This is a genomic window from Nocardia sp. NPDC050717 (assembly GCF_040654275.1).
Lineage (GTDB): Bacteria > Actinomycetota > Actinomycetes > Mycobacteriales > Mycobacteriaceae > Nocardia.
Genome location: NZ_JBFAHR010000014.1, coordinates 42,089 through 61,671, shown reverse-complemented (window position 1 = coordinate 61,671; position 19,583 = coordinate 42,089). Strand labels below are relative to the sequence as shown.

Here is a 19,583-nt window from a genome sequence, read left to right as displayed (position 1 = left end):
GACGAGCGAATGGCCACCGTGTGCGGCCCCCACGATCGTAGCGGGGTGCCACCGCTGTGCCCGACGATGCGTGCCGGGCCACACGTACTACCCTGTGCGGGTGAGTGCCTTCCCCTGCAGCGACGACGTGCTGCCCGACACCGAAACCCTCCTCCCGCTGCCCGAGGTCGCCGACCTGCTCGGCATCCCGGTCACCGCCGTGCACCAGTTGCTGCGTGACCACCAGATCCTCGCGGTGCGCCGGGGCGGTGTCGCCGGGATCCCGGCCCGCTTCTTCGACGACAACGACGAGGTCGTCCGGATGCTGCCCGGTCTCATCACGGTGATGCGCGACGGCAAGTACTCCGACGAGGACATCCTGCGCTGGATCTTCACCGAGGACGACTCCCTCCCCGGCCGCCCCGTCGACGCCCTGCACGGCCCACTGGCCCGCGAGGTCGTCCGCCGCGCCGCCGCCGAACCCTTCTGAGCACTCGCTCCGCACGGCTCTCGGCGCGGACCGTGCGCCGCTGAGCACGCGTTCCGCCGTTGCCACCGATATCGCACACCGAGTCGTATCGACGATCCGTGGGGCGGTCGAGGTTCTCAAGCTGACGCTGCGCCGGGTGATCGAGGTCTGCGGGCTGACGGTGCGGGGCCGCCGAGGTTCGTGGCTGGACGTATCGCGGCGTGGCCGAGGTTCGCGGGCCGACGTTGCGCCGGGCGTCGAGGGGCGCGGACCGTTCAGCCATCGGCCGCGGTCGGGCGGCTACCGGCTGCCCGCGGCCTGGTGGCGGGCTTGATGCCAGGCGGTGGAGCGGAGCAGTCGCAGGCCGTTGAGTCCGACGATGACTGTCGAGCCCTCATGGCCGAGCACGCCCAGCGGCAGGGGGAGATGGCCGAACAGGTCCCACACCACCAGCACGGCGATGAAGGTCGCCGCGATGGCGAGGTTGGCCAGTACCACCCGGCGGGCCCGGCGCGAGAGCGCGATGACGGTGGGGATGGCGGTCAGATCGTCCCGGACGACGATGGCGTCCGCGGTCTGCACCGTGAGATCCGAACCGGCCCCGCCCATCGCGATGCCCGCGTGCGCTGCGGCCAGGGCGGGCGCGTCGTTGATCCCGTCGCCCACCATCGTCACCCGCTCGCCCCCGCTCTCCAGTGCGCGCACCGCGGCGACCTTCTCGTGCGGTAGCAGCCCCGCCCGCACCTCGGTGATGCCGACCTCCTCGGCCAGCCTTTCCGCCGTGCGGTGATTGTCCCCGGTGAGCAGAACCGGTGCGCCGCCCTGCATCCGGGTGAGCGCGGCTACCGCGGCGCCCGCATCCGGGCGGACCTGATCGGCGAACCCGAGTACCCCGATCGGCTCCTCGTCACAGACCACCACCACAGCGGTCCGGCCACGCGACCGGATCGCCGCGACGAGGTCGGCCTGGGGCGTCGAGGCGACCCCCTCGGTCGGCTGCCCCGCGTCGGCGGTCAGGGCCGTCCGCACCCGTGAGAGAAGCGGCGCCGCGGCACCGAGCGATGCGTGGCCGTCGCTGTCACCGTCACGCGCCGGTGCGTCGATCGCCGCAGACGGGGCGGCAACGCCGGGCGGTACCGTTACGCCACCGCGTACTCGTGGGCCGGGCTGTTGTTCTGTCGCTTCCGGCAGCACGCGAGCCGGGTGGCCGACAACGTCGGGTGCTGGGGCCACGCCATCGCGTAGCCGTGTCGCGGACGGCGTGGGCAGGGCAGGCAGCGCCGGATCCGCGGGATCGGTGTCGACGTCGGGTGGTGGTGCCGCGCCGTCGCGAAGGCACGTCGTCGGATGCTCGGGCGCCTCCGGCAGCCCAGGACCCGCCGGCGGGGGCGTGCCGGGTGAGCCGACGCGCACCAGGTGGTGGTCGACGCGGCCGGAGACACCGCGGCCCGGTCTGGCGGCGAACTCGGTGACCGCCGGTAGCGGGATACCCCGTTGCCGGGCGAGGCGGACGGTCGCGGCGGCCAAGGGGTGCTCGCTGGGGAACTCGACGGCCGCGGCCAGGCGCAGAATCCGGTGCTCGGCGGCCGGGCCGGCCGAGGCGCCGGGCAGCGGATGGATCTCCACGAGCTCGGGGGTGCCCCGGGTGAGCGTGCCCGTCTTGTCGAAAGCGACGCGGGTGGTGGCGCCGAGCTGTTCCATCACCACGGCCGATTTCACGAGCACACCGTGGCGCCCGGCGTTGGCGATGGCGGCCAGCAGCGGCGGCATGGTCGCCAGCACCACGGCGCAGGGGGAGGCGACGATCATGAACGTCATCGCGCGCAGCAGCGAATCACGCAGTGTCGCACCGAGAATCAGCGGCACCGCGAACACCGCGAGGGTGACGACCACCATGCCGATCGAATAGCGCTGCTCGATCTTCTCGATGAACAGCTGGGTCTTGGCCTTGGTGCGGCCCGCCTCCTCGACCAGCGCCGCGATCCGCGCGACGACCGAGTCCTCGGCCCTGCGCTCGACCCGCACCCGCAGGGCGCCGGTGCCGTTGAGGGTGCCGGCGAACACCTCGTCACCGGCGGCCTTGTCGACCGGCAGCGGTTCGCCGGTGACGGTGGCCTGGTCGACCTCGCTCGCCCCGTCGAGCACGCGCCCGTCGGCCGCGATCCGGTCGCCGGGGCGCACCAGGATCACCTCGCCCACGGCGAGGTCGGCGGCGGCGACGGTCTGTTCCACTCCGTCGTCGAGCCTGGTCGCCGTGTCGGGTGCCAGGGTGAGCAGGCCGCGCACCGAGTCCTCGGTGCGGCGGGTCGCCAGCGCCTCCAGCGCGCCCGAGGTGGCGAAGATGACGATCAGCAGGGCGCCGTCGATGATCTGCCCGATGGCGGCCGCGCCGATCGCCGCGACCACCATCAGCAGGTCGACGTCGAGGGTCTTCTCGCGCAAGGCCTTCAGGCCCTCGAGGCCCGGCTCCCACCCGCCGGTGGCGTAGCAGGCCAGCAGCAGCGCCCACCACAGCCAGCTCGGCCCGCCGGTGAACTTCGCGACGAGGCCGAGCGCGAACAGGGCGGTCGCGGCGGCGGCCCAGCGCATCTCGGGGATGGCGAACAGCCGGGTGCGCGGCGCCGCGACGGCGGCCGGGCGGACGGCGGTGGACGAGACCACGAAGCACCTCCGGATCAGGGACAAGGCACCCGAGAATAACAGATCATATGAAGAGGTATTCATGTGCTGGTCTCCGCTAGACTCCACGCCATGGGACACGGTGTGGAGGGCCGCGACCAGCCGATGAAGCGGCTGGACGCCACTGCCGCCGCGCACGTGGCCACCACCCTGCAGGCGTTGGCGACTCCGAGCCGCCTGCTGATCCTCTCCGAGCTCCGGCAGGGTCCGCGGCCGGTCACCGAGCTCGCCGAGGCGGTCGGGATGGAACAGTCCGCCGTCTCCCATCAGCTGCGATTGCTGCGCAACCTGGGCCTGGTCACCGGCACCCGCGCCGGGCGCAGCATCGTCTACAGCCTCTACGACAACCACGTCGCCCAACTGCTGGACGAGGCGGTCTACCACAGCGAACACCTGCGCCTCGGCCTCGCCGAACGCCCCGACATCGCAGGCTGAGCATCCGGCACGGCGGCATACTCGGACCATGACGAGGGATCGTCCGGGTGAGCTGCGCCCGGGAGACATCTACGAGGACTGTCACTTCCACCCCGTGCTGTGCACCTACATCGACGACGGCGACGAGATCGGCGGCATCTCGCTGATCGACGCCACCTCGCCGCGCGCGTGTTCACTGAGCCATTGCGCTGTCATCAAGCTGTCCCTCGCCGACGTGGTCGCGGCGCGAGCCGATTGGCCCGGCTACCTCGCCCGCCGCAAGGCCGAGTTCGAATCCGGTGACCGAGCGACCGACGGCCTCAGCCGCGAGTCGTGAAGCCCTTGGCGGCCACGAGGATCCGGCGGTGGTTCGGTACCGTCGCTCGCCGCTGGAACACCTGGTGGTCCGCCGCCTCGATCCGGTCGAGGATCTCCGCGTAGAGCACGGCGGCCGTGCGGATCGCCGGGCGCACGCGGGGTTCGAGCAGGTCGATGCCCGGGGTGGCGCGACGGTAGATGTCGCGGTTGAGCGCGATCAGGTGGGCCAGCGCGCGCCGCAGCGGCCGATCGGTGCGCCCACTGGCCCGGCAGGCCCGCAGGCGTTCCTCGTCGACGCCGAACGCGGCCAGTTCGGCGGTGGGCAGGTAGACGCGGCCGCGGTCGAGATCCTCGCCGACGTCGCGCAGGAAGTTCGTGAGCTGGAACGCCTCGCCCAGCGCCGCCGCGGCGGGTTCGGCCTCGGCGACGGGGACGACCGTGCCGAGCACCGGCAGCAGTTGCAGCCCGATGGCGGCCGCCGACCCGCGCATGTACTCGCGCAGCTCGGCCATGGTGGCGTAGTGGGTGCGGTGGGTGGCGGTGCCGGGGACGTCCATGCGCATGGCGTCGAGGAAGGTCCACAGGTGCGTGTGCGCGATGTCGTAGCCGTGGATGGTGTCGGCCGCGGCGGCGAGGATCTGGCGGCGGCGCGGATCGGCGAGGTCGACGGTGCCGTGCTCGAGGGCGCGGCGCAGCTGCTGCTCGACCAGGTCGAGGTGCTGGGCCGCGCCGATCGCGGGCCCACCCGGGGTGCCGCCGTCGCGCGGATCGAGCACGTGGCCGGGGTTGTCGGCGTGGTCGACGATGTCGTCGACCATCCTGGCGAAGGCGTACAGCGCGTGCACGGCCCGGCGCCGCGGCGGGGTGAGCAGGGTCGTCGCCAGATAGTAGGTGCGGCCGTGCTCGGCGGCGATCCGCCGGCAGGTCGCGTAGGCGGCGTCGAGGTCGAGCGGGGCTCTGTCGCTTGGTGATTCGCCCCGGCGCTCGGGGTCCACCGCCCGGTGGGTGGCGACGGGGTTCGTCCTCGACCCGTCCGGTGCCGCCGCGCGGCGTATCCCGCTCATGCCGGGAGGGTCGGCGCCGGTTCCTTCGTCGCGGCTCGCGCACTGGCCGACCGCAGATGCAGCGGGTCGACGACGCGCAGCGAGAGCGCGGCGACCACGGCGGCGAAGGTCGCCAGCGCGACGTGCCAGAAGTTGTACAGGCCGATCGACCCGTCGGGCTGGAACACCAGCATCAGCCAGGTGCAGATGCCGACGAGCCACTGCAGGGTCACCGTCGACAGCGCGAACCCGGCGGCCAGCGCCAGCGGCCACGAGTAGTACCAGGGCAGCGCGGCGGGGGAGAGCAGCACGATGGCCACGAAGGCGATGACGATGCCGAGCACGGCCTCGCGCTCGGAGTGCCGGAAGCGCCACCAGATCGCCACCAGCAGCGCCACCAGCGCGAACTTGCACAGCTCGCGGGTCACGCTGAGCACGGGGTCCAGGCGCAGCGGGGTCACCCAGGTGACCATGTGCGCGAGGATCGTCGGCAGCGACAGCCAGTTGATGATCTTGTTCGAGCCCTGCAGTGCCGTCACCCAACCGAATCCGACCCCGGCGATCGCGGAGGCGGCCAGGAACACCAGCGCGAACACGCTCACGCCGAGACCGGCGATCTTGGCGAAGGTGAACAGCGGATGCGGCATGTCGGCGGTGGCCCTGGCGGCGTCGGGATGCTTCTGATCCTCCGACACCCCGGCCGCCTCGGGATGCTCGGCGGCGCGCTGGGCCGCGCGGCGTTCCTTCTCGTGCAGGATCCAGATCCACACCAGGAAGGGCAGCGCCACCCCGGCGGTCGCCTTGATCGCGACGCCGATGGCGACCACCACGATGCCCGCCACGTGATGGCGTTCCAGCACCAGCGCGATGCCGGCGCACATCAGCCCGACCATCAGCATCTCGTTGTGCACGCCGCCGATGAGGTGGATGAGCACCAGCGGGTTGAGCACGGCCAGCCACAGCGCGACCGTGGGCTTGCCACCCAGGTGCTTGGTCAGATACGGCACCGCCCACATCATCAGCGCCAGGCCGGGCAGCATCGCGAACCGCAGGGCGATGGTGCCGCCGATGACGCTGTCGCCGGTGATCATCGTGATGGCGCGGCCCATGAGCAGGAACACCGGACCGTAGGGCGCGGTGGTGGTGGTCCAGACCGGGCTCACGTTCTCGAGCAGCACGCCGGGGTTGGCGACGGGACCCACCTGGTAGGGGTCGAAACCGTCGCGCAGCAGCGCGCCCTGGGCGAGATAGGAGTAGGCGTCGCGGCTGAACATCGGCGCCGCGAACAACAGCGGGGTGATCCAGATACCGACGATCGCGCGCAGTTCGTTGAGGGTGACGGTGCCGCCGCCGCCCTTGCCGATCGTGGTGCGGCCGAGGCGAACCCACGCGGTGATCATCATCAGCACGCCGGCCCAGATCAGGATCGTGGACAGCGCGTATCCGTGCCCGAACCGCAGCCACGACAGGTGCAGTGCCTCGAGCAGCGGGTCGCGCTTGCGGACCGCGCCCGCGCCGAACCCGCCGAAGGTGATCATCGCCGCGCCGAAGAAGCCCATCACGGCCGCGTGGCCTTCGGGGCTGCGGGCGAAATCGCCCGCGGTGCGTAGCCACGACCGGACGCCGGGATCGGTCCCGGTGGGCAGGTGGCGCTGCGGCTCGAGGGTGCGCGTGGTGTCCATGGGGCCTACGGTCGTCTCGGGGGGCGGCATCTTCGGTCGGTCCCCCCGGATGGTCGGCGGTCGCAACCGCGAGCTGATGATGTCGGCCGTCAGTTTACGGCTTCACTGTCGAACACTAACCCGGTGGTCGGTCGCGGTGCGCGCCCGGCTGCCTCCGATTCGCGCCGCGGCCAGCTTGCCCGACAGCAGCGTGGTGGGCACACCGACCCCCGGAGTGGTGCCGCAACCTGCGAGAACGACGTTGTCGACACCCCTTGGCAGATTGCGCGGCCGGAACGGGCCGGTCTGGCGGAACAGGTGCGCGATCGAGAACGGCGTGCCGGCGATCATGCCCTGGGCGGCCCACGTCGCCGGTGTGTCGACGTGGTCGACGCGGAAGTGGTCGGCGATGCCGGTGTAGCCGCGGCGCTCGAGTTCGGTGAGCAGTTCGCGCAGATACGCCGGGGCCAGGCGTTCCCAGTCCAGCGGTGCCGCGTCGAGGTTCGGGCACGGCGCCAGCAGGGAGAACGGCTCGTGCCTGCCGTCCGCGCGGTCGATGTACTGGCCCGGGTCGGTGAGGGCGGGCCGGGTGAGCAGCAGGGACGGGTCGCTCATCAGCCGCCCGCGCCCGCGTGGCGCGGAGATCTCGGTGAAGGTCCGTGCCCACGCCGCGCCGAATTCGATCGTGTGATGAGCCTGCACGGGCCAGCGCGCCGCGATGTCGGCCGGCACGGTCCCGTGGGCGACCACCGCCGAGGGAGACGCGCGCAGCCCGCGCCGGAATCGCAGCCCGAAGCGGGGCAGCGAGCCCAGATCGGCGGTGACGACCACGGCATCGCAGGGGTGGCGCTGTCCGTCGGCGGTGCGGACCGCCTCGGCCCGGCGCTGCGCACCGAACCGACGCCCGGACCGTCCGGCGCGCGGATCGGGTGCCCCGCCGCGTGTTCGGGTGCTCGCCGCACGATCGTCCCCGCGCGATCGATCGCCCCCGGCCACGGCGGTGTAGTCGATTCCCGTGACCTCGGCGCCGAGCCGCAGCCGCCCGCCGGCCTCGGTGAACGCCGCCGCCAACGCGGTGGTGATCGCCCGCATACCGCCCTCGGGGAAGTAGACGCCGAGGCAGGTGTCCATGTTCGGGATCGCGCCGTAGAGCGCGAGCGCCTTGTCCGGCACGGTGCCCGCGTACAGCGCCTGGAAGGTGAACAGCCGGGCCAGCCGCTCGTCGCGCAGGTAGGACCGCACCCGCGGGCCGAGCCTGCCGAAGCCGCCGAGACCAACGAGGGTGGCGAGTGCGGCCCGCGACGACGCGCCACGCACCAGGTCGAGGGGGGAATCGAAGTTCGCGTCCATGAAATGGTCGAATTCGGCGTGGTAGATCCGGCCGAGCCAGGTGCGCAGGCGCCGGTAGTTGGCGGCCTCGGCGGGCCCGCAGGTCCGGGTGACCTCGGCGGCCATGGTCTCGGCGTCGTCGAAGACGCGGATGTCGGACCCGTCGGCATACCGTGCGTGATAGGCGGGGGTGAGCCGGTGGATCCGCAGCCCGACGTCCTCGCGGGTGCGGCCGACCGCGGCCAGCGCCTCGTCTATGACCTCGGGCAAGGTGAGAACCGTTGCCCCGCTGTCGATCTCGTAGTCGCCGAACCGGTAGCGGCCCACCCGGCCGCCCGGGTGATCGGCGCGCTCGAGCACCGTCACCTCGAGGCCGGCGCCCCGCAGATGCAGTGCGGCGGCCAGTCCGGCCAGCCCCGCGCCGACCACGACGACGTGATTCACCTGTCCCGCCACGCGTGTCATCCCGGTCACGCGGCGCGACGGGTGGCGGCCAGCGCCATGGCGTGCAGCAGCTCTTTCGCGGCCGGGGTGGCGCTGCTGGCCGCCACGGCCGCCAGGCCGGCGTCGGTGAGCTCGGTGATCCGGCGCTCCACGTCGTCGACCGCGCCGAGCTCGGTGAGCAGGGCGCGCAGCCGGTCGACGGCGGCGTCGTCGAGATCGGTGCCGAGCCCGTCGCGGATCAGCGCGGCGGCGGCCGGATCGGCCCGGCGCAGCGCCTCGGCGACGAGCACGGTGCGCTTGCCCTCGCGCAGGTCGTCGCCCGAGGGCTTGCCGGTGACGGCCGGGTCGCCGAACACGCCGAGCAGGTCGTCGCGCAGCTGGAAGGCGATCCCGACATCGGTGCCGTAGGTGCGCAGCGCGGCGACCAGCGCCTCGTCCGCGCCCGCGAGCGCGGCGCCGAGGTGCAGCGGCCGTTCGATCGTGTACGCGGCGGTCTTGTAGCGGTTGATCCGCAGCGCGGCCTCGACCGATTCGTCACCGCCCGCCTCGCCGTTGACGTCCAGGAGCTGACCGCCGAGCACCTCGGTGCGCATCCGCGCCCACACCGGAGCGAAGCGCGCCAGCGCGGCGGGGGCCAGGCCTGCCTCGTGGACCAGGTCGTCGGCCCAGGCCAGGGCCAGATCGCCGATCAGGATGGCGACCGCGGCACCGTACTCGGCGCCGTCGCCGGGCCAGCCGGCCGCGCGATGGCGGTCCTCGAAGTCGACGTGGACCGTCGGGAATCCGCGCCGGGTGCGGGAGGAATCGATGATGTCGTCGTGCACCAGCGCGCACGCCTGCACCAGTTCCAGCGCCGAGCACGCGGTGAGCACCGCGGCCGCGTCGGGGCCGCTCGGGTCGCCGCCCGCACCGAGCCAGCCGGTCCACGCGAAGCCGGGCCTGGTCCGTTTGCCGCCGCGCAGGACGAACTGTTCGAGTGCGTCCGCGGCATCGACGAAGACCGGTCCCAGCGGATCGACGATCTCGCGCCGGGTGGCGAAGAAATCGGTGAGCACCCGCTCCACCGCGGCGACGAACGCGGGCGTGCCCGGTGTGAGCGCGCCGAGGTCGACCGGGGCCGGGGTGTCGTGGACGGACCGGGCGAGCGGGGTACCGATTCCGGCGGACAGGGTGGCCTCCAGGTGCGAAAAGTGGGCGAGGGATGGACCTGGTCGCGCGCGGTGCCGAGCGCACCGGCGTTCAGTCGCAGGATACGCGGACCCCGGGGCGCGCCGACCGGTGCACATCGCCGGTGCGACCGAGGCCACACCCGGCGTGTCGGCGGGCACATCGACCACGACTTTCGTGTCCATCGGGGTTGACGGGCACCCCGCGCCGGGGGTGCGATCAGGGCGTTCGCGCCCCGGTCCGTGCCGCCGTCACGGTGCGCACCACTACACTGAACCGGTGACTTTCGACAATGGACGGGGACGTTCGACCCCAGATCGACCCGCCCAGAAGCAGCCGATCGTCTCGAACACCCCCTCGGTGGTGCAGAGCCTGCGGACCCACGCGGGCAGCGGTGTGCCCTTCTCGGTGGAGTTCAATCCGCCGCGCGACGCGGCGGGCGAGGCCAGGCTGTGGCGCGCGGTGCGTGAGTTCGAGTGCATGCACCCGGCCTTCGTGTCGATGACCTACGGCGCGGGCGGGTCCACCAAGGACCGCACCGTGCGCATCACCGGTGAGCTGGCCACCGAGACCACGCTGCTGCCGGTCGCCCACCTCACCGCCGTCGGGCACAGCCTCGACGAACTGCGCGCGCTCGTGGGCTCCTACGCCGATTCGGGCATCCGCAATCTGCTCGTCCTGCGCGGGGATCCGCCGGGCGACCCGCTCGGTGAGTGGCGCAAGCATCCCGAGGGCGTGGAGTACGCCGAGGAACTGGTGCGCATCGTGCGCGATCTGGGTGACTTCCACGTGGGTGTCGCCTCGTTCCCGCAGGGCCACCACCGCTCGCCCGATCTCGACCACGACACCCGCTACCTGGCCGCGAAACTGCGTGCGGGCGCGGAGTATTCGATCACCCAGATGTTCTTCGACGTCGACCACTACCTGCGGCTGCGCGATCGCGTCGTGGCGCTGGATCCGGTCGAGGGCGACAAGCCGATCATCCCCGAGCTGATGCCCATCACCTCGCTGCGCACCGTCGCGCGCGCCGAGGAACTGTGCGGCCGCCCGCTGGCGCCCGCCGTCCTCGAGCGCCTGACCCGCGCCGCGGGCACCGGCCCCGAGGAGGACAAGGCCGCCGTGCGCGCCGAGGGCATCCAGATCGCGACCGAGATGGCCCAGCGCCTGATCGACGAGGGCGCCCCCTGCCTGCACTTCATCACCCTCAATTTCGCCAAGGCCACCAGCGAGGTCCTCACCAACCTCGGCTACGGCGTCACGGCGGCCCCGCTCAGCGCCTGAGCGCTACACGCCGGTCGTGCCGTCGAGGCGTTCGCGCAGCAGGTCGGCGTGGCCGTTGTGCCGGGCGTATTCCTCGATCATGTGCACGTAGATCCAGCGCAGGCTGACCTCCTGGCCCGCCATCCTGCCGGTGTCGGCCAGGTCGCGGTCGGCGCAGAGTTCGCGGGCGCGCGCGATCTGCGCGTCCCAGGTGGCGAGCGCGTCGGCGAGGGTGGCGCCGGGCGCGACGGTGAATCCGCCGTCGGGCCCGTCCGGATCGGCGGCGGGGTCGTAGATCGGCGGCACCCGCTCGCCCGCGAAGACCCGCTGGAACCAGTTGCGCTCCACCTCCGCGAGGTGCTGCACCAGCCCGGTCAGCGTGAACCCCGACGGCGGCACCGCCGCGGTCGCCCCTTGCACGTCGTCCAAGCCGGCACACTTCCTGGCCAGCGTGGCCCGATGGAAGTCCAGCCACCCCTCGAGTGTCGCCCGCTCGTCGGCATTGAACGGCGGCACCGGCCGCTCCTGAGAACTCATGTCCCGAGTATGGCCACGACCCCTGACAAGTCACCGAGCCGCCGGGGCTGTGGAGGGTGGACTCCACAGCCCCGAGGCTCAGGCGGCGCGGGCCGCGCGCAGGCCCCAGGCGTCGGCCAGGAGGCGGTGGGATTCGAGGCGGTCGGCGTGGTCGTGGGTGATCGTGGTGACGAGCAGTTCGGCGGCGCCGGTGACCCGGACCAGGGCCTCGAGCCGCTCGGTGACGGTGTCGGGGGAGCCGACGATCTGGGCGGCGAGGCGGTCCTCCACCAGGCGCAGCTGGTCGGCGGTGAGCGGCGCCGCGGTGGCGGGGTCGAGGTATTCGCTCGCGCCGGAGCCGCTGCGGATGCTGTGCACCCAGTGCCCGTAGGTGCTCGCGTGGTGGCGGGCGGTGGCGTCGTCGGCGGCCACCACCACGTCGGCGGACACGATCACGTGCGGTTCGGCGAGCACGGCCGACGGCCGGAACGCCGCCCGATACGCCTCGACCGCGTCCAGCGCGGTGCCGGGGGCGACGTGATACGCCGCGGCGAACGGCAGCCCGAGCCGCCCCGCCACCTCGGCGCTCTCCCCGGCGGTGCTGCCGAACAACCACAGCTGCACGCGCGCGCCCTCGCCGGGCACCGCGTGCAGCGCGATGTCGTCGACGGTGAACGTGCCGTCGAGCAGCGCCCGCACCTCGTCGACCTGGTCGGGGAAGTCCGGCGCCGTGGCGCCCGGCTGCTGCAGGGCTTCGAGCGAGGCGACGAACCTGGACCGGTCGGTGATCCCGCGCGGATCGAACGGCGGCGGCACCACCACGCCGTCCCGGATCCTGGTGCGCCCGGTCACCGCGTCCACCACCGGCCGGCCGCCCTTGGCCGCCGACTTCTCGGCGCCGAACTGGCCGCGACGGTGTCCCGACCGGCCGAGGCCGAGATCGAGGCGCCCCGGGTGCAGTGCGTCGACGGTGCCGAAGGCCTCCACGATCGAGGCGGAGGTGTGATGGCCCACCTGCACCGCCCCGGTTCCCACCCGGATCCGTGAGGTCGCGGCGGCGACGAGCCCGAGCAGGGTGAGCGAGGCCGAACTGGCCACCGACACGAAGTGGTGTTCGGCCAGCCAATACCGGTGGTAGCCCCACTGTTCGGCGTGCTGGGCCAGATCGACGGTGTTGCGCAGCGCCTGCGCGGCCGAGGACCCCGCGCTGATCGGCGAGAGGTCGAGAATCGACAGGGGCACGGTCACAGCTTCGGATCCTGTTCTCCCGCTTCGATCGCCACGCGCAGCCGGTTCTCCGCCGGCGCCACGGGGCAGGTGGCGTAGTCGGTGAACGCGCACGGCAGGTTGACCGCCCGGTTGAAGTCCAGCGTCACCGTGCCGTCGGCGTCGACGGCGCCGATCGCGAGCGAGCGCGCCGCCGGATAGGTGGTGACGCCGCTGGTGGCGTCGGTGAACAGCACCTTCAGATCCGCCGGTGTGCCGAAGGCGAGCAGGGTCGCCGCGGTGTCGCCGATCCGGAACTCGATCAGGCCCGCCGCGCTGTGGTGATGCTCGAGCCCGTCGACGACCGCGCCGGTGGTGACGGTGCGGGCGGTGCTGAAGGGGGTGAACCGGCCGGCGACGACCCAGCGCGGATCGGCCGGATAGGTGGGCACGCCGGTGAATCCGGTGAGGGTCGCCGCCGCCGGATCGTGCACGCGCACCGCGAACTGCCCGGACCGCCGGATCACCTCGAGCACCCGGTCCTCGTGCAGCACGCTCAGCCCGGGTGCGCCCTCGGCGGGCGTCAGGATGTGCACGCCGGCGATGCGTTCGCCGTCGACGTCGAGCCGGTCGCCCGGCTTGGCGGTGATGAACACCTTCTCGTCGGTGACCCACCAGGTGCCGGGCAGCCCGTCGAGGTGGTCCGGGCTGTCGGTGAGCCAGTGCAGCGCGGTGAGGCTGAGCCAGCCGAGCGGGTCGCGCAGGCCGTCCTCGCGGGCGTCGTGCCAGCGACGCCAGTCGTCGAGGAACGTCGTGGTGGCGCTGGCGGTGTCGAGGGTGATCGTCATGAGGCGCGTGCTCCTTCGGCGGCGGTGCGGTGGTGGGGATGGCGCAGACCGAGGTGGTCGCGCAGGGTGGTGCCGGTGTAGGCGGTGCGGAAACTGCCGCGTTCCTGCAGTTCCGGCACCACCCGGTCGACGAATTCGTCCAGCCCCGCCGGGGTGAGGTGCGGGACGAGGATGAATCCGTCGGCGGCGTCGGACTGCACGTAGTGGTCGATCTGCGCGGCGACCTGGCCGGGGGTGCCGATGAACTGCTGACGCGCGGTGACCTCGATGATCAGTTCCCGGATGCTGAGCTTTTCGGCTGCGGCGCGCTCGCGCCAGGTCTTCGCCAGGGCGAGTGGGTCTTTCGTGTGCCGCACCCGGCCGCGGGTGATCTCGCTGGTGGTGTCGGGGTCGATGTCGGGCAGCGGGCCGTCCGGGTCGTAGCCGGACAGATCGCGGCCCCAGACCTGCTCGAGGAAGGCGATCGCGGTCTGCGGGCTCACCTGCTGATACCGGATGTGGCGGGCGCGCTCGTGCGCCTCGGCCTCGGTGTCGCCGAGGACGAAGGTGGCGGCGGGGAAGACCAGCAGCTCGTCGTGGCCGCGCCCGTACTTCGCGAGCCTGCCCTTGATGTCGGCGTAGAACCGCTGCCCCGCCTCGAGCGTGCCGTGCACGGTGAAGATCGCGTCGGCGGCGCGCGCGCCGAACTCGCGGCCCTCGTCGGAATCGCCCGCCTGCAACAGCACCGGATGGCCCTGCGGGCTGGGCGGCGTCACGAACGGCGCGTCGATGTCGAATTGGGTGCTGTGGAACGAGGTTCCGGGGATGTCGCGGGCGAAGACGCCGCGTTCCCGGTCGACCACGAGCGCGTCGGCGGGCCAGCTGTCCCACAGCGCGCGGCTCGCCTCGACGACTTCCGCGGCCCGCCGGTACCGCTGGGCGTGCTCCAGATAGCCGCCGCGACGGAAGTTCTCGCCGGTGAACGCGTCCGAGGAGGTCACCACGTTCCAGGCCGCCCGGCCACCGGAGAGATGGTCCAGCGTCGCGAACTGCTTGGCCAGCTCGAAGGGTTCGTTGTAGGTGCTGTTGATGGTGCCCGCCAGCCCGAGCCGGTCGGTGACGGCGGCCAGCGCGTTGAGCACGGTGAAGGTGTCCGGCCTGCCCACCACGTCGAGATCGTGGATGTGCCCGCGGTGTTCGCGCAGGCGCAGCCCCTCGGCGAGGAAGAAGAAGTCGAACAGCCCGCGCTCGGCGGTGCGGGCCAGGTGCTCGAACGAGGCGAACTCCACCTGCGACTTCGAGGCGGGATCGGCCCAGACGGTGGTGTTGTTGACGCCGGGGAAGTGCGCGGCGAGGTGGACTTGCTTGCGTGGCTTCGCGGTCACAGCGCTGCTCCTCGGGCGTAACGGCTGGCGGGTCGGGGGAGGGCGAGACGGTCGCGGAAGGTGTCCGGCGGGCCGGTGGGGGCCGGACGCTCGGGGAGGGCCGCCAGCGTGGCGTAGACGGCCAGCGGGCGCAGCACGACGCCGTCCGCGCTGCCGGTCGCGCCGATCTCGGCGAGCAGGTCGTCGAGCCCGGCGGCCGTCCCCACGTGCTGGAGACCGGCCGCGGGCTCGGTGCCTGCCCATCGGTCGAGTTCGTCGACCTCGGCGCGGGCACGGTCGGCCGAATCGGCCAGGTGCACAGGCAGATCGAGCAGGACGCGGACGGAGTCGGGATCGCGGCCTGCGGTGGTGATCGCCGCGCGCAGCGCGGTGCGGAGCGCGGCGGCACCGGCCGGATCGGCCGCGGTGATGCGGACGAGGTCGGCACGGCGGGCGGCGACCTCGGCGGCGGCCGGATCGTCGGCGCGCACCGTCACGATCGGCTGGCCCTGCGGCGACCTCGGCGTGATCGACGGGCCCTTCACCGAGAAGTGCTCGCCGTGGAAGTCGATGTAGTGCAGGCGATCCCGGTCGATGAAGCGGCCGGTGGGGACGTCACGGATCTCGGCGTCGTCCTCCCAGCTGTCCCACAGTCGGGTGACCACCTCGACGGCTTCCTCGGCCTCACGCCAGAGCGAGTCGGTGGGCTGGACGTCCTTGCGGCCGAAGGCCTTCGCCTCGACGGCGGTGCCGGACACCTCGACCTCCCAGCCCGCCCGGCCCAGGCTCGCGAAATCGAGGGCCGCGATCGCCTTGGACACGTGGAACGGTTCGGTGTGGGTCACCGGCACCTGCGGAACCAGCCCGATCCGGCGGGTCAGCGGCGCGACGCGGGCGGCGATCGCGACGGCGTCGAGCCGCCCGCGGGTCACGCCTGCGCCACCCGGCTGGAGGCCGAAGGAATCGGGCAGGAAGACGGCGTCGACGCCGAGCCGCTCGGCCCGCGTCACCGCCTCGGTCCAGTAGGCGGGGCCGAAGACGTCCTCGGCCCGCGAGTCGGCGCGGCGCCAGGACGCCGGATGCGTTCCGGTGCCCTCGAGGTCGAGGCCGAGGAACAGGGGTGGCGCGCTCATCGGGTGGGGTCCTTTCGGTCGGGCGTGGCGATCCGGCCACCGGGGGTGGGAATCGCGGCGAGCAGTTCCCGCGTGTAGCCGTGCCGTGGCTCGGTGAACAAGGTGGCTGTCGGCCCGGTTTCGACGATGCGGCCGTGCCGCATCACCGCCACCCGGTCGCTGATCTGGCGCACGACGGCCAGATCGTGGGAGATGAACAGGTAGCCGAGCGCGAGTTCGCGCTGCAGGTCGTCGAGCAGTTCGAGGATCTGCGCCTGCACCGAGGCGTCCAGCGCGGAGACCGGCTCGTCGAGGACCAGCAGGTCAGGGCGCAGTGCCAGGGCGCGGGCGATCGCCACCCGCTGACGCTGCCCGCCCGACAGTTCCGCGGGCCTGCGCTCGCGGAATCCGGCGGGCAGCGCGACCTGGCCGAGCAGTTCGGTGACCCGCTCGGTGCGCTCGGGGCGGCGGCCGACACCGTAGGCGTGCAGCGGTTCGGCGATGATGTCGCCGACCGCCCAGCGCGGGTCGAGCGAGGAGTACGGGTTCTGGTACACCACCTGGAAGCGTCTGCGCAGCTCGCGCAGCCTGCGCCGCCTGGCGGCGGTGAGATCGTGCCCGTCGAAGGTCACCGTGCCGCGGTCGGGTTCGGTGAGCCGGACCGCGATGCGCGCCGTGGTCGACTTGCCCGATCCGGATTCGCCGACCAGCGCGAGCGTTTCGCCGCGGTCGAGACTGAACTCGACGTCGTCGACGGCGGTGACGTCGGCCGCGTGGAACCGCTTGTGCAGCGCGCGCACCGACAGCAGCGGCGTCTCGGCGCGGGCGCGTGGCGCGCGGAACCCGGTGGGCGCGAGCGCCGGTGACGCGGCGAGCAGCCGACGGGTGTAGGGATGCGCGGGCTCGGCCAGGACCGATTCGGTCGCGCCGGACTCGACGACCGCGCCGTCGGCCAGCACCACGAGCCGGTCGGCCCGTTCCGCGGCCACGGCGAGGTCGTGGGTGATCAGCAGGACCGCCGTACCGCGTGCCGCGATCCGCTCGGCCAGCCGGTCCAGCACCTGCCTGGCCACGGTGGCGTCGAGTGCGCTGGTCGGCTCGTCGGCGATGATCAGGTCCGGCCCGCAGGCCAGCGCGATCGCGATGAGCACCCGCTGGCGCTGTCCGCCGGACAGCTCGTGCGGATACTGCCGCGCGCGCACCGCGGGACGGTCCAGCCCGACCTCCTCGAGCAGGTCCAGCGCCCGCAGCCGCGCACCCCGGCGATCCGCCAGCTTGTGCACCAGCAGCGCCTCGGCCACCTGATCACCCACCCGCAGGACGGGATTCAGGGACAGACCCGGGTCCTGCGGGACGAAGCCCACCCGCGTCCCACGTATCCGGCGCAGGGCCTTCTCATCGGTGGGATCGACCGGTTCGCCGTCGAATTCGACTCCGCCCGAGGTGATCCGGGCGGAATCGCCGAGCAGCCCGATCACCGAGTGCGCCAGCGTCGATTTGCCCGAGCCCGACTCGCCGACCAGCGCCACCACCTCACCGCGCGCGACCTCGATCGAGGCGCCACGCAGGGCGTCGACCGGACCGGCGCTCGATCGGTAGGTGATCCGCAGATCGCGCACGCGCAGCAGGGGTTCGCTTCGGGCGCTGTCGTTGTCGGCGTTCGGCAGGCCGTCGTCCGAGGTGTGCTCCTGCGGACCGGTCGGCGTTTCCGAGTTCGTCGGCGCGGCAGGGGACGGGATGCTCATCGGTTCTGTGTCCTTCCCGCGAAGCGGCCGAGGCGTTGGGCCGAGAGCACCACGGCGACGATCACCAGGCCGGGCAGCGTGGTGAGCCACCAGGCCGTGGCGAGGAAATTGCGACCCTCCGAGATGAGCGAACCCCATTCGGGCGTGGGTGGTTTGGTGCCGTAGCCGAGAAAACTGAGTGAGGACACCGCCAGCACGGCCATCCCGAATTCGACCGCGGCCAGCGCGAGGACCGGCTGGAACGCGTTGGGCAGCACATGCCGCGCGAGCACCGTGTACCAGCGCACACCGGAGGCGTGCGCCGCCTCCACGTACGGCGCGTGCCGCACCCGCAGCACCTCCGAGCGCATCACCCGCGCGAAGTTCGCGATGAGCGCGATGCCGACGGCGAGCGCGACATTGCGGGTGCCGAAGCCGAGCGCGGTCACCAGCGCCAGGGACAGCAGCAGCGAGGGGATGGACAGCAGCACGTCGACCACCCGCATGATCGCGGTGTCGAGCAGCCCGCCCGCCGCCCCCGAGAGCAGGCCGAGCAGCGTGCCGACGACCAGGGCGATGCCGACCGCGGTGAGCGTCGCGGTCAGCGACAGCCCGGCGCCGTGCACCATCCGGGTGTAGAGATCGCGGCCGAGGTTGTCGGTGCCGAACCAGTGCGCCGCGCTCGGCCCCTGGAACTTCTCCGCGGGCACGCCCGTCAGCGGGTCGCCGGGGGCGAACACCGAGGGCGCCACGGCCCAGCCGAACGCCACCGCGAGGATCACGCCGGACAGCACGAGCCCGAGATTCCCGCGCGCCCACCGGACGGCGCCGGCGACGCGGGACGCCGGCAGGCGTAGGTGCGCGAGCGACCACCCGTCGGTGCGGGCCGACGGGGGAGTGCCCGCAGCGGAATCGGCATCGCCGGCGGCCTTCTCGAGGGCGACAGCCGTGCGTCGCGCATCGCGCTGCTCGGGTCGGTAGTGGGAAACGACCTCAACCATGCTGTACCCCTTCGGAATCGCGGGCCGCACCCCTGGACTGCCCACCGCTCGCCGCGGCGGTCACCGGCACGAGGTCGGCGGAGACCGGGAGAGCCGGGTCGGTCGCCGCTGCGCCACCGCCGGTCGTCGTGGCGCGCACCCCCGCGATGCGCGGGTCGATCAGCGGATACACCAGGTCGACGGCGAGGTTCACGAGCACGAAGATCAGCGCCGACAACAGCACAACGCCCTGCACCACCGGAATGTCCTGATTGAGCACCGCGGTCTGGGTCAACCGCCCGACGCCTGCCCTGGCGAACACCGACTCCACCACCACCGAGCCCGCCAGCATGGTTCCGGCCAGCACGCCGGCGATGGTGAACGCGGGCACGCTCGCCAGCCGGGCGACGTGGCGACGCTGCACCCACCAGCGTGAACCGCCCTTGGCCAGCGCCACCTCGGTGAACGGCTGCCGCCAGGTCTGCGCCAAGCCGGCCGCGAGCACCTGGGCGATGACCGCGCCGATCGGCAGGGCCAGCGTCACCGCGGGCAGCAGCGTGCCGCGCAACCCGGTGCCGCCGAACGCGGGAAACCAGTGCAGCCGGAACGAGAACAGCTGCAGCAGCAGCAGACCCGTCCAGAACGTCGGCACCGAGACGCCCAGTGGCGGCAGCGCGGCGAGGGCGTTGCGCAGCCACGCGCGCCGGGTGTAGGTGGCGGCGAAGGCGATCGCGGTGCCGCCCGCGACCGCGAACAGCAGGGCCAGACCGGCCAGTCCGAGGGTGGCCGGTATCGCGTCGCCGATCGCCTCGGTCACCGGCTGCCCGGTGTTGATCGAACGGCCCAGATCACCGGTCACCGCGTTGCCGAGCGCGCTCAGGTACTGCTCCCACAGCGGCTTGTCCAGGCCGTAGCGGGCCTGCATCTCGGCGATGGCCGCCTTGTCGACCGGCGTGCCGGTGCCCGCGCCGTCGGCGGCCATCGAGACCGGGTCGGCCGGCAGCAGATACAGCACGACGAACGAGACGGTGAACGCCGCCCAGATCACCCAGATCGCCTGCAGCAGCCGCGATCCCACGTAGCGGACCATG

Annotated in this window: 17 protein-coding genes; 4 read left to right on the top strand and 13 right to left on the bottom strand. The window is 72.6% G+C overall.

Going from position 1 to position 19,583, the window contains the following annotated elements; all coding sequences use genetic code 11:
- Window positions 1-100 precede the first annotated feature (100 nt).
- Entirely contained in the window at window positions 101-469 is a 369-nt protein-coding gene (locus AB0H56_RS24970; protein ID WP_357167594.1) for an Rv2175c family DNA-binding protein, read from the top strand.
- A gap of 279 nt (window positions 470-748) precedes the next feature.
- Here AB0H56_RS24970 and AB0H56_RS24965 read toward each other — a convergent pair whose 3' ends face one another.
- The gene (locus tag AB0H56_RS24965; RefSeq protein WP_357167801.1) at window positions 749-3,037 is read right to left on the bottom strand and encodes a heavy metal translocating P-type ATPase; all 2,289 of its coding nucleotides are present in this window, start codon (window positions 3,035-3,037) and stop codon (window positions 749-751) included.
- Between the two features lie 162 nt (window positions 3,038-3,199).
- Here AB0H56_RS24965 and AB0H56_RS24960 point away from each other — a divergent pair, with 162 nt between their 5' ends.
- Window positions 3,200-3,562, top strand: coding sequence for a metalloregulator ArsR/SmtB family transcription factor (locus tag AB0H56_RS24960; protein ID WP_110040789.1), 363 nt, complete (start codon window positions 3,200-3,202; stop codon window positions 3,560-3,562).
- Between the two features lie 28 nt (window positions 3,563-3,590).
- Complete coding sequence (locus AB0H56_RS24955; RefSeq protein ID WP_357167592.1) at window positions 3,591-3,878, top strand: hypothetical protein; 288 nt, start codon at window positions 3,591-3,593, stop codon at window positions 3,876-3,878.
- On the opposite strand, the gene AB0H56_RS24950 is transcribed toward AB0H56_RS24955, so the two are convergent.
- The 4 genes from AB0H56_RS24950 to AB0H56_RS24935 all read right to left on the bottom strand — a co-directional run bounded on the left by AB0H56_RS24950 (window position 3,862) and on the right by AB0H56_RS24935 (window position 9,688).
- A complete protein-coding gene (locus tag AB0H56_RS24950) occupies window positions 3,862-4,923 on the bottom strand; it encodes a phytoene/squalene synthase family protein (protein WP_357167590.1) in 1,062 nt (353 codons plus the stop codon). The genes AB0H56_RS24955 and AB0H56_RS24950 overlap by 17 nt on opposite strands.
- Window positions 4,920-6,584, bottom strand: coding sequence for an alpha-(1->6)-mannopyranosyltransferase A (locus tag AB0H56_RS24945; RefSeq protein ID WP_357167588.1), 1,665 nt, complete (start codon window positions 6,582-6,584; stop codon window positions 4,920-4,922). Before AB0H56_RS24945 ends, AB0H56_RS24950 begins: the two co-directional genes overlap by 4 nt.
- 102 nt (window positions 6,585-6,686) lie before the next feature.
- Window positions 6,687-8,357, bottom strand: coding sequence for a phytoene desaturase family protein (gene crtI, locus AB0H56_RS24940; RefSeq protein ID WP_357167586.1), 1,671 nt, complete (start codon window positions 8,355-8,357; stop codon window positions 6,687-6,689).
- A 5-nt stretch (window positions 8,358-8,362) separates the two neighbouring features.
- Window positions 8,363-9,688, bottom strand: coding sequence for a polyprenyl synthetase family protein (locus AB0H56_RS24935; RefSeq protein WP_357167584.1), 1,326 nt, complete (start codon window positions 9,686-9,688; stop codon window positions 8,363-8,365).
- A 154-nt stretch (window positions 9,689-9,842) separates the two neighbouring features.
- On the opposite strand from AB0H56_RS24935, the gene AB0H56_RS24930 reads away from it, so the two are divergent.
- Entirely contained in the window at window positions 9,843-10,784 is a 942-nt protein-coding gene (locus AB0H56_RS24930) for a methylenetetrahydrofolate reductase (protein ID WP_357167799.1), read from the top strand.
- A 3-nt stretch (window positions 10,785-10,787) separates the two neighbouring features.
- On the opposite strand, the gene AB0H56_RS24925 is transcribed toward AB0H56_RS24930, so the two are convergent.
- From AB0H56_RS24925 to AB0H56_RS24890, 8 genes are all read right to left on the bottom strand, one after another.
- Window positions 10,788-11,300, bottom strand: a complete 513-nt coding sequence (locus AB0H56_RS24925) for a DinB family protein (RefSeq protein WP_357167582.1) — start codon at window positions 11,298-11,300, stop codon at window positions 10,788-10,790.
- Between the two features lie 78 nt (window positions 11,301-11,378).
- Window positions 11,379-12,527: an LLM class flavin-dependent oxidoreductase gene (locus AB0H56_RS24920; RefSeq protein ID WP_357167580.1), complete on the bottom strand. Its 1,149-nt coding sequence runs from the start codon at window positions 12,525-12,527 to the stop codon at window positions 11,379-11,381.
- Window positions 12,524-13,333: a DUF1684 domain-containing protein gene (locus tag AB0H56_RS24915; protein ID WP_357167578.1), complete on the bottom strand. Its 810-nt coding sequence runs from the start codon at window positions 13,331-13,333 to the stop codon at window positions 12,524-12,526. The genes AB0H56_RS24920 and AB0H56_RS24915 overlap by 4 nt, the downstream gene beginning before the upstream one ends.
- Window positions 13,330-14,697, bottom strand: coding sequence for an NtaA/DmoA family FMN-dependent monooxygenase (locus tag AB0H56_RS24910; protein ID WP_357167576.1), 1,368 nt, complete (start codon window positions 14,695-14,697; stop codon window positions 13,330-13,332). The genes AB0H56_RS24915 and AB0H56_RS24910 overlap by 4 nt, the downstream gene beginning before the upstream one ends.
- Window positions 14,694-15,809 (bottom strand): LLM class flavin-dependent oxidoreductase, encoded by a 1,116-nt coding sequence (locus AB0H56_RS24905; protein WP_357167574.1) that lies wholly within the window; start codon window positions 15,807-15,809, stop codon window positions 14,694-14,696. Before AB0H56_RS24905 ends, AB0H56_RS24910 begins: the two co-directional genes overlap by 4 nt.
- The gene (locus AB0H56_RS24900; protein ID WP_357167572.1) at window positions 15,806-17,533 is read right to left on the bottom strand and encodes an ABC transporter ATP-binding protein; all 1,728 of its coding nucleotides are present in this window, start codon (window positions 17,531-17,533) and stop codon (window positions 15,806-15,808) included. The genes AB0H56_RS24905 and AB0H56_RS24900 overlap by 4 nt, the downstream gene beginning before the upstream one ends.
- Window positions 17,530-18,513 carry an ABC transporter permease gene (locus tag AB0H56_RS24895; RefSeq protein WP_357167570.1) on the bottom strand — a complete coding sequence of 328 codons (984 nt, stop codon included), beginning with the start codon at window positions 18,511-18,513 and terminating at the stop codon, window positions 17,530-17,532. Before AB0H56_RS24895 ends, AB0H56_RS24900 begins: the two co-directional genes overlap by 4 nt.
- Window positions 18,506-19,582 (bottom strand): ABC transporter permease, encoded by a 1,077-nt coding sequence (locus AB0H56_RS24890; RefSeq protein WP_357167568.1) that lies wholly within the window; start codon window positions 19,580-19,582, stop codon window positions 18,506-18,508. Before AB0H56_RS24890 ends, AB0H56_RS24895 begins: the two co-directional genes overlap by 8 nt.
- Window position 19,583 lies beyond the last annotated feature (1 nt).

Bases quoted from the DNA above. Each gene is read 5' to 3' on its own strand.
- AB0H56_RS24915 (WP_357167578.1), bottom strand. From the start codon at position 13,333: ATGACGATCACCCTCGACACCGCCAGCGCCACCACGACGTTCCTCGAC.
- AB0H56_RS24905 (WP_357167574.1), bottom strand. From the start codon at position 15,809: ATGAGCGCGCCACCCCTGTTCCTCGGCCTCGACCTCGAGGGCACCGGA.
- crtI (WP_357167586.1), bottom strand. From the start codon at position 8,357: ATGACACGCGTGGCGGGACAGGTGAATCACGTCGTCGTGGTCGGCGCG.
- AB0H56_RS24890 (WP_357167568.1), bottom strand. From the start codon at position 19,582: ATGGTCCGCTACGTGGGATCGCGGCTGCTGCAGGCGATCTGGGTGATC.
- AB0H56_RS24965 (WP_357167801.1), bottom strand. From the start codon at position 3,037: ATGCGCTGGGCCGCCGCCGCGACCGCCCTGTTCGCGCTCGGCCTCGTC.
- AB0H56_RS24945 (WP_357167588.1), bottom strand. From the start codon at position 6,584: ATGGACACCACGCGCACCCTCGAGCCGCAGCGCCACCTGCCCACCGGG.
- AB0H56_RS24955 (WP_357167592.1), top strand. From the start codon at position 3,591: ATGACGAGGGATCGTCCGGGTGAGCTGCGCCCGGGAGACATCTACGAG.
- AB0H56_RS24935 (WP_357167584.1), bottom strand. From the start codon at position 9,688: ATGGACACGAAAGTCGTGGTCGATGTGCCCGCCGACACGCCGGGTGTG.
- AB0H56_RS24960 (WP_110040789.1), top strand. From the start codon at position 3,200: ATGGGACACGGTGTGGAGGGCCGCGACCAGCCGATGAAGCGGCTGGAC.
- AB0H56_RS24950 (WP_357167590.1), bottom strand. From the start codon at position 4,923: ATGAGCGGGATACGCCGCGCGGCGGCACCGGACGGGTCGAGGACGAAC.
- AB0H56_RS24895 (WP_357167570.1), bottom strand. From the start codon at position 18,513: ATGGTTGAGGTCGTTTCCCACTACCGACCCGAGCAGCGCGATGCGCGA.
- AB0H56_RS24900 (WP_357167572.1), bottom strand. From the start codon at position 17,533: ATGAGCATCCCGTCCCCTGCCGCGCCGACGAACTCGGAAACGCCGACC.
- AB0H56_RS24925 (WP_357167582.1), bottom strand. From the start codon at position 11,300: ATGAGTTCTCAGGAGCGGCCGGTGCCGCCGTTCAATGCCGACGAGCGG.